The organism is Paenibacillus sophorae, assembly GCF_018966525.1.
In the GTDB taxonomy this organism is placed as follows: domain Bacteria; phylum Bacillota; class Bacilli; order Paenibacillales; family Paenibacillaceae; genus Paenibacillus_AQ; species Paenibacillus_AQ sophorae.
Window position 1 is genome coordinate 3,140,638 of sequence record NZ_CP076607.1, and the last position, 13,392, is coordinate 3,154,029.

Below are 13,392 nucleotides of genomic sequence, written 5' to 3' on the forward strand. Positions count from 1 at the left end.
AAGCCGCTCAATTTCATATTCGAGCTTCTTCGTCTCGAGCTTCTGATGTTCGGCCTCCGTAATCTCCTCCGGCGCTTTCTTTCGTCCCCGACCATCCTTTAACGTATCTTGACCGCCGTCTTGCGGTAGTCATGCTGATGTGCAAGGCAATAGTGAACAATATCGATCCGTTCTTGCCAAGTCGTAGAACGCCCCTTCGTCATCGCTTTCGCTCCCCCTGAATACGCTGTCAAGCTACTATGATGATTATACTGCTTAATCCAGTGGGAAAGCTGCGTTCGACTTGCAATCTTGTATTTATCGATGACCTGATACTGGGATAATCCCCCCTCCAGGTAATCCTTTACCGCTTGAAACTTAAGTTCAGCACTGTAGCTTCGATTATGAGTACGACGCTCTAGCCCTTCATAACCATACACCTTATAACGACGCCGCCACTTCGCCAAGGTCGTTTTGGTGATGCCGTATTTCTTTGCTGCATCCTTAACGCCGATCTCGCCACTTGCTATTTCACCAAGGATAGCGAGTTTTTCCGACGTACAATATTTTTCTTTAGGCATGAAAAAGCTCCCCTTTACAGTAGCAGGTTTTATTATTTCAACTGTCTACCATATGGGGAGCATATCAACTGAGGGACAACCCCTATTTTTGCAGGGAATCTGCAAGCAGAATCATGATGTTTCTTCAGTTATAAGTTCTGCGCATGCTCAACAGGCATTGAAGAGGAAGTCTCCCGCTGATCCAGCGACCAACTGATTAATGTAACCAAGAGCCCGGCGGCAGTAACGATTGCAGCTACCCATGGCAATGAGCTAAGCCCCGGGCCGCTGTCGATCACCCATCCGCCCAGGTAAGCTCCTCCGGCATTGGCCAGATTAAATGAGCTGATGTTCAGAGCGGAAGCGATGTTCGGAGAGCCGTTTGCTTTTGCCAGTACCCGCATTTGGAAAGCCGGAACGATCGTAAATGAGGCAAACCCCCAGAAGAATACTGTGAGTACGGCGGGGATTTTATAGCTGCTGGTTAGCGAAAACACTGCCAGAACAGCGGTCAAGAGCGCCAGCATCCCTGCGATTGACGGCATCAGCTTCCAATCCGCCAGCCTGCCTCCGATGATGTTGCCGATGGTCATGCCGATGCCGAATAGGAGCAAGATCGGAGTTACCGCACCAGCGCCAAATCCAGTGATATCGGTTAATATCGGAGCGATGTACGTAAAGGCTGTGAATACTCCGCCAAACCCCAGTACCGTCATTAGCAGTGCCAGCATGACCTGTTTGTTGCGAAGAACGCGAATTTCTTGGCGAAAATTTGAAAGCGTATCTCCTTGCATTCGCGGAAGGAGAAGGGCAATCCCGATTAGGGAAAGGATGCCCAGAGCCGTTACAACCCAAAAGGTGGAACGCCACCCCCATAGTTGTCCGATAAAGGTGCCGAAAGGGACACCGAGTATGTTAGCGAGTGTAAGCCCTGCGAACATCATGGCGATTGCGCTCGCTTGTTTTTCACGGGGGACGAGACGTGTTGCAACGATAGAACCGACTCCGAAGAATGTGCCATGGGAAAAGGAGGCTAGAACGCGGGCAAGCATCAAAATGAGATAATTGGGTGCCAGTGCCGCCAGGAGATTACCTGCGACGAAGATAAGCATCAGACTGAACAGCAGTGACTTGCGTGACAGACGGCCCGTACATACAGTAATCACCGGACCGCCGATGGCGACGCCCAGCGCATATCCGGTAACCAGTAATCCCGCCGCGCTTAAGGTGACGTGCAAATCACTAGCTACATCCGGTAGAATGCCCATGATGACAAATTCCGTTGTACCAATCGCGAACGCGCTGATCAGGAGCGCAATAAGCGCTAAAGGCAGCTTGCTTCGTTGAGTTTCTGTGTTTATTTGAATTACCTCCTTGTTTTGGGATAGGAAGATCGTTTTCAATGTTATTATATATAGTAAATTCATTTTTGGAAGTAGTATCTTTTTATTCATATAGTTTCCCTAAAGGAATTAATGTCCTGCGATTAAGCTTATTGATTAGAAGATTAGGCTTGCTGGATTTAACTGGATTAATAGGATATCCTGTTGTGGAGGAGGGTGATTAATAATGGAGCTTAATTTAGAAGGAAAAACAGCGCTTGTCACCGGTTCGACGGAAGGAATCGGCAGAGCGATCGCCGAGGCATTATCAAAAGAAGGCGTATCTGTACTGATCAACGGACGCAATGCAGATAAGGTCTCCAAAGTTGTACAAGAAATAAAGGAATTGTACCCGAAGTCGAATCCTCAGCCCGCCGCCGCTGATCTGGGGACGGAAAGCGGCTGTCAGGAACTGATTAATCGGGGTTTTGAAATTGATATCCTCGTCAACAACTTAGGGATTTTTAAGCCGGCTGAGTATTTCGAGATTCCGGACGAAGAATGGTTTAAGTTCTTCGAAGTGAATATTATGAGCGGAGTCAGGCTGACGCGGCACTACCTTCAGCAAATGCTGCAAAAAGATGAAGGAAGAGTAATCTTTATCGCGAGCGAAGCCGCCATTATGCCTTCTCAGGAAATGGCTCACTATAGCGCGACCAAAACGATGCAGCTGTCGCTCTCCCGGAGCTTGGCCGAACTGACCACAGGTACGCGCGTAACAGTGAATACCGTTATGCCAGGTTCGACACTTACCGAAGGGGTTGAGACCATGCTCAATTCCTTATATCCGGGTGAAGGCCTTAGCATAGAAGAGGCGGAAACCAAGTTCATGAAAGAAAATCGGCCGACCTCCATTATTCAACGTTTGATCAAGCCTGAAGAAATCGCTAATTTCGTCACCTTCTTAAGCAGTCCGCTGTCCTCGGCAATCAACGGCGCAGCTTTGCGGATTGACGGAGGATTGGTGAGAAGTGTTTTTTAGATTCTATTAATCCCCATAAAATAGACACATATGAGAGAATATCATAATAACTATAAACTAAATCACATCCCTACTAGAAATTTCACTTTTATAATATGACTAATCATATATTATAGAGGAGTGGGATTAATGGGAAAATATGTAAAGGTTAAAAAGGATTCTTGTATTGCTTGCGGAAGCTGCGGTGCTTCGGCTCCTGATATTTTTGATTTCGACGATGACGGTTTGGCGGAAGTGATTTACGAGGGAGACAACAACCGCGGTGTGACGCTGATTGCAGCTGATTTGCAGGAAGATCTGCAGGATGCCATCGACAGCTGTCCGACAAGCTGTATCAAGACTTCGGCTAATGCTTTTGCATAAGCTGCTGGAAACTGTACGTTAACGCTTAATCCTCCTCCGGTTGTTTGTTCATTTTGGACAGAGCAACCGGGGAGGATTTTTAATTTGGGGCACACTCGATTCAACATCCACTCCGGCAGCAACTCTTCATTTTTATATACTTTTCGATAATATACTGCATTCTGAAAACCTTTCATTTTATCTGTGAAAACGATTTATGTCAGCAATGAGTGATCTTATTTGACATCAATGCTGACAAAGTTCTTAAAAAACTCATACATAGCGGCATACCTAATTGACCTCTTTCTTTTATTGGAAGTATGATTGTTAAAAATTAGAGGAACTATACTCCAACTAGTTATCTAATGCAGCGTGTGATGGAAGTGAGTTTCTTTACGAAGGGAGAGAAGCGATTGTGTCGGAATCGGCTTTGTTGAAACATCCTTGCTACAATGAAGAAGCGCATCACCATTTTGCGCGTATGCATGTAGCCGTAGCGCCTAAGTGTAATATACGATGCAACTACTGTAATCCCAAATTCGATTGTGTCAACGAGAGCCGCCCAGGTGTCGTCAGTGAGGTGCTTTCGCCGGAAGAAGCCAGCGACCGGGTTTCCCGTACAATGGCGCAGCTGCCCAATTTATCGGTGGTTGGAATCGCCGGACCCGGTGACCCGCTGGCAAATGCCGAGGCAACTTTCCGCACCTTTCGCAACCTGGCGTCGCTTGATCCCGATCTTCACCTGTGCTTGAGCACGAACGGACTTATGCTGCCTGATTATGTGGAGGAGATAAAAGAACTGGGTATCCGGCATGTGACGGTTACGATGAATGCGATTGATCCGAAGATTGGGGCTCGCATTTATTCGAACATTTTCTATCAAGGGGAAGTCTACCGCGATGAGGCAGCAGCCGCACTGCTGATCGAAAGGCAGCTTCTTGGGATCGAAATGCTTGCAAAGGCCGGGGTGCTGTGCAAGGTCAACTCCGTGCATATCCCGGAAGTCAATGGAGAACATTTGCGGGAAGTAACCCGTAAGGTCAAGGAGCTTGGAGCCTTCAGCCACAATATTATGCCGCTGATTTTGTCCCCCGGGAGTTTCTTTGAGAAGAAAGGCTTCCGCGTTCCGACAAATGAGGAATCGATTGAGGTGCAGCGCGCCTCCGCGGAGATCATGCCGGTCATGCGCCACTGCCGCCAGTGCAGAGCGGATGCGGTCGGAATGCTTGGCGGCGATCTGAGCCAGACGCCTGAAATGATGCCTGCTGAGCGGTATTTTGATAAGTCAGCACGGGATGAAATCCAGCAGCAGCTATTATCCCGGATGAAGCAGCGGCATGACGAGCCTAAGGGAGATTGGGGCGGCGCGGTCCGGGTAGCTGTGGCCACCAGAGGCTCGGGCGAGATCAATCAGCATTTCGGACATGCCAAGGAGTTCCTTGTCTACGAAGTCAATGGCTTGGGCGAGTCCCGGTTAATCGGCGTTCGTAAGGTGCAGGCCTATTGCAATGGTACGGCAGAGTGCGGTGAGGACGGAGACGGTGGGGCCCGCGTGTTCTCGGAGACGGTTCAAATGCTTAAGGATTGCGCGCTCCTGCTCTGTTCCGGCATCGGTAAGGCTCCGGCCAGCAAACTGCAGTATGCCGGAATTATGCCGATCGTCTGCAAGGGCGAGATCGATACACAATTGAAGAAGAATGTGAAGTATTTAAATTATTTTGCCCAGTAGCTTCTCATAAAAAAATATTGAGTAAGGCTGCAAATACGGGTACATCTGTACCCGTATTTTGTACATCGGCGACCGGTATCCAAATCTGAGGGTCCGCCTAACTGAGCGTACGCCTGTGAAGGGAGGATGTTTTATGCCGAAAGGAAAGAACAATCTTTTTGTGGAACCCGATTGCGAACACAACGGACAGGAGAAAAAGGGGTGTGCCCGGCCGAGGCCCGGTGATGTGTCACGCGGATGCCCCTGTGCCGGTTCGCTCACTGCGCTTATGCCAATTGCGGATGCGGCGCACCTGGTTCACGGGACGGCCGCCTGCCTGGAAAGCCGGTGGGGCAAATTCGGGGACCGGATCGATTTCAGCCATCTGTCCGGTTATGGCTTCTCGACTCAATTAACCGAACAGGATATGGCTATGGGCGGCGAGAGAAAATTGCTCCAATCGATCGGTTATATCGCCTCCAATTACAACCCTCCAGCCATATTCGTGTACGCCACATGCATAACGGTGCTGTCGATGGAGGATCTTGATTCCATTTGCGAAGAGGCGGAGGAGATTTGGGGGATACCGGTTATTCCGGTTCATAGTCCCGGCTTCAGCGGCAGCAGCAGCAATATGGGGAGACGGCTCGCCGGCGAGGCGCTTATGGACAGGGTGATTGGGAAAGGGGCGCCACAGCAAGATAAACTCACGGAATTCGATATTAATTTAATTGGGGAGTACCATGGCCAGGAAGAAGGGAAGAGCATTGAAGCGCTGCTTGCCAAGGCTGGTATTCGTGTGCTTGCGAAAATAACGGAGGAAAGCCACTTTGCTGAAGTAAGCTGTGCGCATTTGGCGAAAGTCAACATGGTGGTTTGCAGCCGTTCGATGATTACTCTGGCACGGAAAATGAAGGATAAATACGATATACCCTATTTTGAAGGCTCTTTTTATGGAGAGCGCGAGATCCGGTTCACCATGCGGCAAATCGGGTTTCACTTTGCTAACGCCGATCTGGACAAACGCCTGCTCCGCTATATCCGCAAAGAAGAAGAGCGGCTGCGCGTCGAGATTGCTCCCGTCCGCAGGGCGCTGAAGGGGAAGATGGTTGTATTATACACCGACGGGTTGGAGAGTTGGACATATCTGACCATGCTCCAGGAGCTGGGTCTCAAAATTGCCGCAATTGGAACGAATCGAAATGCCCAGGAAGATATGTCCCGGATCAGGGAACGGCTGAATGAAGGGACCGTCATTATCAATGACTGCGATGACCACCAAATTTTGCAAGTCTACCGTGAACGCAAGGCTGATCTGATGATTGTCAGCGGGCGGAACGAATTTGTGCCGCTGAAGGAGCGCATCCCTTTCCTCAGTGTAGGCTGGGATCGGCATGTCTCTTATGCCGGATATACCGGGGTGCGTAATTTTGCGGAAGATTTGCTTGGAACTTTGGAGCAGCCGGTATGGGTAACCAGCGGCAAGAGCGCTCCTTGGGAAGGATAATGTCATGAATCCGTACAGAGAGAATTTGAGCAAGCCTTTGTCAGTCAATCCGTTCCGCGTCAGCCAGGCTGTCGGTGGCGTGCTGGCTCTGCAGGGATTTTTTCGGTCGCTGCCTATTATTTACGGAGCGCATGGCTGTGTGGAAGCGGTTGGGGAGATGCTGTCGCAGCATTATCAGGAACCGATTGCGCTTCAAAATGTGAGCGTCCATGATTCGAATTTGATTTTTGGCGGAAGCGAAAGCGCCCAGGATGCGCTGGAATTGGCGATGTCCCGTTACAAGCCCGATTTGATCGTGCTGATCGGCACTTCACTGACGGAGATGGTGGGCGAGGATTTGGAAAATGATGTGAAGCTGTTCATTAAGAAACACAGCAGAACACTCGGAAACTGCCTGGTCTTGTCGCTTCAAATGCCGGATTACGAAGGATCGCTTGAAACGGGATATGCCCGAATGACGGAGCGGATTGTGGAAGCGGTGGTCAGATTATCTGGAGGAACGAACCGCAAAAAACGCCGCAACCGCATTAATTTACTTGCAGGACCTCATTTGACTCCCGGGGATGTTATGGAGCTTCGGGAGATTATATCCTCTTTTGGACTCGAAGTCATCACCCTGCCGGACCTCTCCTCATCGCTCTGCGGCCATCTGCTTATCGGGAATACCAAGCTGTCAAGAGGCGGGGTGCCACTTGATTATCTGGACAAGATGATGACATCTGGATGTACGGTTGCGGTCGGGGAATGTATGGAAGGTGCTGCCCGTGCAATTGAGCAGTCATCCGGTATTCCATACCATGTGTTTCCAAGTCTGACCGGGCTTCAGGCCTCTGATGATTTCTTTGAGTTTCTGCGCAAGCAAAGCCGGACCGAAGTGCAGGTAAAGTACCGCTGGCAGCGGCAGATCCTGCTCGACAGTATGCTTGATGCACGTAACGCCTACCGGGGAAAACGCATTATTGCCGCATTGGAACCGGACCATCTGCTGGGATTGTCCGGCTGGCTTGGAGAGATTGGTGTGAGGTCCTTTCGCGCCGTGTCGCCGTCGTCATCGCCTGTGCTGGATAAAATCAAAGGAGAAGTGCAGATCGGTGATCTGGAGGATATGGAACTCTTGGCTGAAGATGGTGCGGACCTGTGGATCGGCAGCTCTCTCAGCGAACAGGGAGCGCTGCGTCGAGGGATTGCATTTGAGCCAATGGGCTTCCCCATATTTAACAGGCTGGGCAGCTTCTTGACTGTCAGCGTCGGTTACCGGGGTACGACGGAAATACTGGGCCGGATCGGCAACGCGCTGCTCAGGGCGGAGAGGAGAGTGCATAAATGAGGGTCGCATTTGCTTCCAAGGATGGGAAGCATATCGATGAGCATTTTGGACAATGCCGCTCATTTTCAATATTTGAACTGAACGTGGAAAAGTATAAGTGGCTGGAATCGCGGACGGTGTACGCAGAGGACGAAACAGAAGAGCATGAGAGCCGGGTTGCCCATAGGGTGGAGGCGATCGGGGACTGTACGCTGCTGTTCGTATGCAGTATAGGCAACGATGCCATGAAACAGTTAATGAAGGATGGAATCATGATCTTGAAAGTGGAACCGGAGTCGGAGGTCATCCCCCAGATGGACAGGCTCTTGAACCTGATGCGTGAACGTCCTCCGCTGTGGCTGATCAAATCTTTGCGCCGGGCTGGAGAATGGTCCGAATAGATATGGGAATATGGATATACATGATTGTAAATAAAGTGCAGCCTCGCTTGTGATCCGCAGTCCGTCAAGGATTTGCAGACTCGCCGGCGAGGCTTTTCTCTTTTTTTATCGCGATTATTCTATCCGGAGTGCCGATATTTGCTGGTGCATGAACGGAGTGAATTTTTATGAAAACGCTATGAAAATGCGATAAATCAGGCAAAAACCAACTTGTGTTATATTATCTAACATTAATTTTGAATAAACTGTTTTTCGCTTTACGAAATATGCCGAATTTATTGATGCGATGTCGCAGGGCAGGCTACTATGTACTTAAGACGCAAGCGAAATAACAGAAAGCGTCAGAATAACTTACGCAGATTACGGAGGTGTGCGGAAGGTATCGGACGTCCGTAAACGGGCGGAAACGGTAAGGTTGGTTGGCAGATCCGAAAAACGAGAGGAGAAATTTTAAAATGACAAGAAAAATCGCTATCTACGGTAAAGGCGGAATCGGTAAATCCACAACTCAACAAAACACTGCAGCGGCAATGGCTTATTATCATAACAAAAAAATCTTCATCCATGGCTGCGACCCGAAAGCTGACTCCACACGGATGATTCTCGGCGGTATGAACCAAAAGACGCTGATGGATATGCTTCGCGATGACGGCGCGGAAAACATCACTACGGAAAAGGTAGTAAAAGCCGGTTACCTGGACATCCAATGCGTTGAGTCCGGCGGTCCGGAACCAGGAGTAGGCTGCGCAGGCCGCGGCGTTATCACCGCTATCGACCTGATGGAAGCTAACGGAGCTTATACTGACGACCTCGACTTTGTATTCTTCGACGTACTCGGCGACGTTGTATGCGGCGGTTTCGCAATGCCGATTCGCGACGGTAAAGCTCAGGAAGTGTACATCGTAGCATCCGGTGAAATGATGGCCATCTACGCAGCAAACAATATCTGTAAAGGTCTTGTAAAATATGCAAAACAAAGCGGAGTTCGCCTCGGCGGCATCATCTGCAACAGCCGTAACGTTGATAAAGAAAGAGAGTTCCTGGAAGAGTTCACAGCCGCTATCGGAACTCAAATGATTCACTTCATGCCTCGTAACAACATCGTGCAAAAAGCCGAATTTAACAAAAAGACGGTTGTCGAATTCGATCCGGAACATGAACAAGCTCATGAGTACGGCGAACTGGCACGCAAAATCATTGAAAATGAAATGTTCGTTATTCCTAAGCCGCTGAGCATGGATCAACTGGAAGCGATGGTTTCCAAATACGGTATTGTCGACTAAAAAAGGAGGGACGAACCTATGCCACATCATCGTTTTGAATGCAGTGAATGCATTCCTGAAAGAGAGAAGCACGCCGTCGTCAAAGGCCCGGGCGAAGATTTGACGGATGCCCTTCCTCTTGGCTATCTTAACACGATTCCAGGAACGATCTCCGAACGCGGCTGCGCCTACTGCGGAGCCAAGCACGTAATCGGAACGCCGATGAAGGACGTTATCCACATCAGCCACGGACCGGTTGGTTGTACCTACGACACCTGGCAAACGAAGCGTTATATCAGTGATAACGACAACTTCCAGTTGAAGAACACTTTTGCCACGGACGTTAAGGAAAAGCATATCGTATTCGGTGCCGAAAAGCTGCTGAAGCAAAATATTATTGAAGCTTTCAAAGCATTCCCGGACATCAAGCGCATGACCATCTATCAAACCTGCGCCACTGCCCTGATCGGCGACGACATCGGTGCGGTTGCGGATGAAGTCATGGAAGAAATGCCCGATGTGGATATCTTCGTATGTAACTCCCCCGGCTTTGCGGGACCGAGCCAATCCGGCGGTCACCACAAAATCAACATCGCTTGGGTCAAGAATAAGGTTGGAACGGTTGAACCTGAAATTTACAGCGACTATGTAATTAACTATGTCGGTGAATATAACATCCAGGGCGACCAGGAAGTGATGCAGGACTATTTCAAAAGAATGGGCATTCAAGTTCTGTCCACCTTTACTGGCAATGGCTCCTATGACGATCTGAGAGCGATGCATAAGGCTCATCTGAATGTTCTGGAATGCGCGCGTTCAGCGGAATATATCTGTAACGAGCTGCGCGTGAAATATAACATTCCTCGTCTGGACATTGACGGTTTCGGCTTCGAGCCGCTCTCCTCTTCCCTGCGGAAGATTGGGATCTTCTTCGGCATCGAAGACCGCGCCCAAGCGATCATCGACGAAGAAACTGCAAGATGGAAGCCTGAGCTGGAGTGGTACAAGGAACGTCTGAAAGGCAAGAAAGTCTGCCTGTGGCCGGGCGGCTCCAAGCTGTGGCACTGGGCGAACGTTATCCATGAAGAAATGGGCCTAGAAGTCGTATCCGTGTATACGAAATTCGGCCACCAAGGCGACATGGAGAAAGGTATTGCCCGCTGTGAAGAAGGCGCGCTGGCCATTGACGATCCGAATGAATTGGAGGGTCTGGAAGCGATGGAGAAACTGAAACCGGATGTTATCTTTACCGGTAAACGTCCAGGTGAAGTTGCCAAGAAAGTCCGTGTGCCGTATCTGAACGCGCATGCATACCACAATGGACCTTACAAAGGCTACGAAGGATGGGTTCGTTTCGCACGCGATATCTACAATGCGATTTACTCGCCAATCCATCAGCTGTCAGGTATTGACATCAGCAAGGACGAAATTGCGACGGATAAAGGCTTCAGCACGCAAAGACTGGTGTCTGATGCGAATCTGCCCGAAGAAGTCAAGAACTCGGAAACGCTCAGACAATATACCGGCGGATTTGACTCCGTGTCCAAGCTGCGGAACAAGACTTATCCGTACCTGGAGCAACGGGCTGCCAGCGTAGAAGCTTAAGAGGGAGGAAACGTAAGTGGAAGAGAACGTGCTGAAAGAACGGGTCGCTCAGCTGGAAGACCATATTTTGAAAAAATGCCTCTGGCAGTTCCACTCCCGTGCCTGGGACCGGGAAAGACAGAATGAGAACATTCTGGGCAAAACCATGCAAATTCTGTGCGGCGAGCCGGTTGCGAAAGAAACGGCTGAAGACAGATGCTACTATGCTGACGCTGTTTGTCTGGCGGATGCATATAAAGAGCGGTTTGATTGGATTAATACACTGAACGTAGCCGAAATCAAAGAGGTTATGGCCGCATTGAAAGAACGGATTGACTATGTGACCATTACGGGGTCGCTGAACGAAGAGTTGACCGTTAAACAATACTAACCCCGAGAGGAGCAATACGGATGTCTTGTGATTTGAAACCCAAAGATCGCGCCGGTGTGATCAATCCGATTTTCACATGCCAACCAGCCGGCGCGCAGTTTGCCAGCATCGGCATCAAAGACTGTATCGGAATCGTCCATGGAGGACAAGGCTGCGTAATGTTCGTCCGCCTGTGGTTCTCCCAGCATTTCAAGGATAACTTCCTCATGGCTTCGTCCTCGGTGCATGAAGACGGCGCGGTATTCGGCGCACTTGACCGTGTGGAAACTGCGGTTGACGTACTGCTGATGCGTTACCCGGATGTAAAGGTTGTCCCAATTATCACCACATGCTCGACGGAAGTTATCGGCGATGATGTTGACGGTGTAATCAGAAAGCTTAATGCCGGACTGATTAAGGAAAAATATGCCGACCGCGAAGTTCATCTGGTTGCCATTCATACGCCTAGCTTCGTGGGAAGCCATGTAACGGGCTACGATGTGGCATTGGATGCTTTCGTCCAATACTTTGCCAAGAAAGGCGAGCCGAACGGCAAGCTGAACCTGATCACCGGCTGGGTTAACCCAGGCGATGTAACGGTGCTGAAAGGTCTGCTGTCCGCTATGGACATCGACGCCACGGTTCTGTTCGAAATCGAAGAATTCGATTCCCCGCTGCTGCCGGACAAGAGCGGCGAATCCCACGGCACTACTACGATTGAGGATCTGCAAGGCACGGCGAACGCCATCGGCACGATCGCCCTTAACCGGTATGAAGGCGGAAAAGCAGCTAAATATCTGGAAAATGAATTCGATGTCAAGGCAATCGTCGGACCGACTCCGATTGGTATCCGGAACACGGATACTTTCCTGCAAAATCTGAAGAACATGACGGGCAAACCGATTCCGCAATCGCTCGTGAAAGAACGCGGTGTCGCGATCGACGCTATCACCGACGTCACGCACATGTTCCTGGCTGATAAGAGAGTTGCCATTTACGGACACCCGGATCTTGTTATCGGACTTGCCGAATATTGTCTAGACCTCGAAATGAAGCCTGTGCTTCTGCTGCTGGGCGACGATCACGGGGGCTACAAAACCGATCCCCGGATCAAAGCTCTTCAGGAAAATGTAGAGTTTGATATGGAAATCATTATGAACGCTGACCTTATGGATTTGGAAAGCCGCCTGCAGAACGGACTTGAACTGGATCTTATTCTGGGACATTCCAAAGGCCGGTTCATCTCCATCGACTACAAAGTGCCGATGGTTCGTGTAGGGTTCCCGACTTATGACCGCGCGGGATTGTACCGTCATCCGGTTGTCGGCTACAAAGGCGCGATCTGGCTTGCCGAAGAAATGGCGAACACGCTGTTCACCGACATGGAATACAAAAAGAACAAAGAATGGCTGCTGAATGTTTGGTAGGATAATGCAGCAAACCGATAATCTGCTCTGATCTGTATTTAATGAATCTGCCGGACCCGAGGCCTATGAGGGTTCGGCAGTATTTCAATATAAGGGGGAAATCCGGCATGTCTTTGACGGTTAACGAGTATGATCTGGAGACGTTTGAAGAGAAGTACCGGGACGCCCTTGGTTATCACCGGCGTGCGGAACAGTTTCAGCGCGAGAACCAGCGGCACAGTCTTGTATTCAACGTCGCCTGCGTTGCGCTGGAGAGCTACCTGGTAGCCATGTGCTATCTATATGACACGCCGCCCTTGAATCATAATTATATTTGTCTCATGAACGCTGTGGAGACTGCAGTGGATTTTCCGAAGGAACTAAACAAGGAGATCCGGTCGCTGGATTTCATTTTCGGCATTTGTTCGCTTGACGATTATTTTCACGGTACTCCTGAACCGGCGGATGCAGAACGGGTTCTGTCTATATGCGCCTCGGTGCGCGATCTGTTCGATCAAGAAAGGATTGCGGAGGTCCGCGCGGCTTTTGGCGAAAGTGCGGCCGGTAAGGCCGATTAACGCTTAGGCGCGGGTTGACTGCCGC

The 13,392-nt window shown here is 49.9% G+C and carries 13 protein-coding genes; 11 read left to right on the forward strand and 2 right to left on the reverse strand.

What is annotated here, in order from left to right:
* Positions 1 to 98 precede the first annotated feature (98 nt).
* Both KP014_RS14720 and KP014_RS14725 read right to left on the reverse strand, forming a co-directional pair.
* Positions 99 to 560: a helix-turn-helix domain-containing protein gene (locus tag KP014_RS14720; RefSeq protein WP_090834609.1), complete on the reverse strand. Its 462-nt coding sequence runs from the start codon at positions 558 to 560 to the stop codon at positions 99 to 101.
* Between the two features lie 128 nt (positions 561 to 688).
* On the reverse strand, positions 689 to 1,900 hold the full coding sequence (locus KP014_RS14725; protein WP_246590763.1) for an MFS transporter: 1,212 nt from the start codon (positions 1,898 to 1,900) through the stop codon (positions 689 to 691).
* Positions 1,901 to 2,108: 208 nt separating this feature from the next.
* Here KP014_RS14725 and KP014_RS14730 point away from each other — a divergent pair, with 208 nt between their 5' ends.
* The 11 genes from KP014_RS14730 to KP014_RS14780 all read left to right on the forward strand — a co-directional run bounded on the left by KP014_RS14730 (position 2,109) and on the right by KP014_RS14780 (position 13,367).
* On the forward strand, positions 2,109 to 2,903 hold the full coding sequence (locus KP014_RS14730) for an SDR family NAD(P)-dependent oxidoreductase (RefSeq protein WP_036592241.1): 795 nt from the start codon (positions 2,109 to 2,111) through the stop codon (positions 2,901 to 2,903).
* 129 nt (positions 2,904 to 3,032) lie between these two features.
* Complete coding sequence (locus KP014_RS14735; RefSeq protein ID WP_036592242.1) at positions 3,033 to 3,266, forward strand: ferredoxin; 234 nt, start codon at positions 3,033 to 3,035, stop codon at positions 3,264 to 3,266.
* Between the two features lie 394 nt (positions 3,267 to 3,660).
* Positions 3,661 to 4,974 (forward strand): nitrogenase cofactor biosynthesis protein NifB, encoded by a 1,314-nt coding sequence (gene nifB, locus KP014_RS14740; protein ID WP_246590501.1) that lies wholly within the window; start codon positions 3,661 to 3,663, stop codon positions 4,972 to 4,974.
* Between the two features lie 133 nt (positions 4,975 to 5,107).
* Positions 5,108 to 6,460 carry a nitrogenase component 1 gene (locus KP014_RS14745; protein ID WP_036595596.1) on the forward strand — a complete coding sequence of 451 codons (1,353 nt, stop codon included), beginning with the start codon at positions 5,108 to 5,110 and terminating at the stop codon, positions 6,458 to 6,460.
* Between the two features lie 4 nt (positions 6,461 to 6,464).
* Entirely contained in the window at positions 6,465 to 7,787 is a 1,323-nt protein-coding gene (gene nifN, locus KP014_RS14750) for a nitrogenase iron-molybdenum cofactor biosynthesis protein NifN (protein ID WP_036595598.1), read from the forward strand.
* Positions 7,784 to 8,167, forward strand: a complete 384-nt coding sequence (locus KP014_RS14755; protein WP_036595601.1) for a NifB/NifX family molybdenum-iron cluster-binding protein — start codon at positions 7,784 to 7,786, stop codon at positions 8,165 to 8,167. Before nifN ends, KP014_RS14755 begins: the two co-directional genes overlap by 4 nt.
* Before the next feature lie 455 nt (positions 8,168 to 8,622).
* Positions 8,623 to 9,450 carry a nitrogenase iron protein gene (gene nifH, locus KP014_RS14760; RefSeq protein WP_036595603.1) on the forward strand — a complete coding sequence of 276 codons (828 nt, stop codon included), beginning with the start codon at positions 8,623 to 8,625 and terminating at the stop codon, positions 9,448 to 9,450.
* An 18-nt stretch (positions 9,451 to 9,468) separates the two neighbouring features.
* Positions 9,469 to 11,034 carry a nitrogenase iron-iron protein, alpha chain gene (gene anfD, locus KP014_RS14765; RefSeq protein WP_036595604.1) on the forward strand — a complete coding sequence of 522 codons (1,566 nt, stop codon included), beginning with the start codon at positions 9,469 to 9,471 and terminating at the stop codon, positions 11,032 to 11,034.
* A gap of 16 nt (positions 11,035 to 11,050) precedes the next feature.
* Positions 11,051 to 11,404, forward strand: coding sequence for a Fe-only nitrogenase subunit delta (anfG, locus tag KP014_RS14770; protein WP_025696877.1), 354 nt, complete (start codon positions 11,051 to 11,053; stop codon positions 11,402 to 11,404).
* Positions 11,405 to 11,436: 32 nt separating this feature from the next.
* Positions 11,437 to 12,810: a Fe-only nitrogenase subunit beta gene (gene anfK, locus KP014_RS14775; RefSeq protein WP_246590502.1), complete on the forward strand. Its 1,374-nt coding sequence runs from the start codon at positions 11,437 to 11,439 to the stop codon at positions 12,808 to 12,810.
* Between the two features lie 107 nt (positions 12,811 to 12,917).
* Positions 12,918 to 13,367, forward strand: coding sequence for a hypothetical protein (locus tag KP014_RS14780; RefSeq protein WP_036595606.1), 450 nt, complete (start codon positions 12,918 to 12,920; stop codon positions 13,365 to 13,367).
* The last annotated feature ends 25 nt before the right edge of the window (positions 13,368 to 13,392 follow it).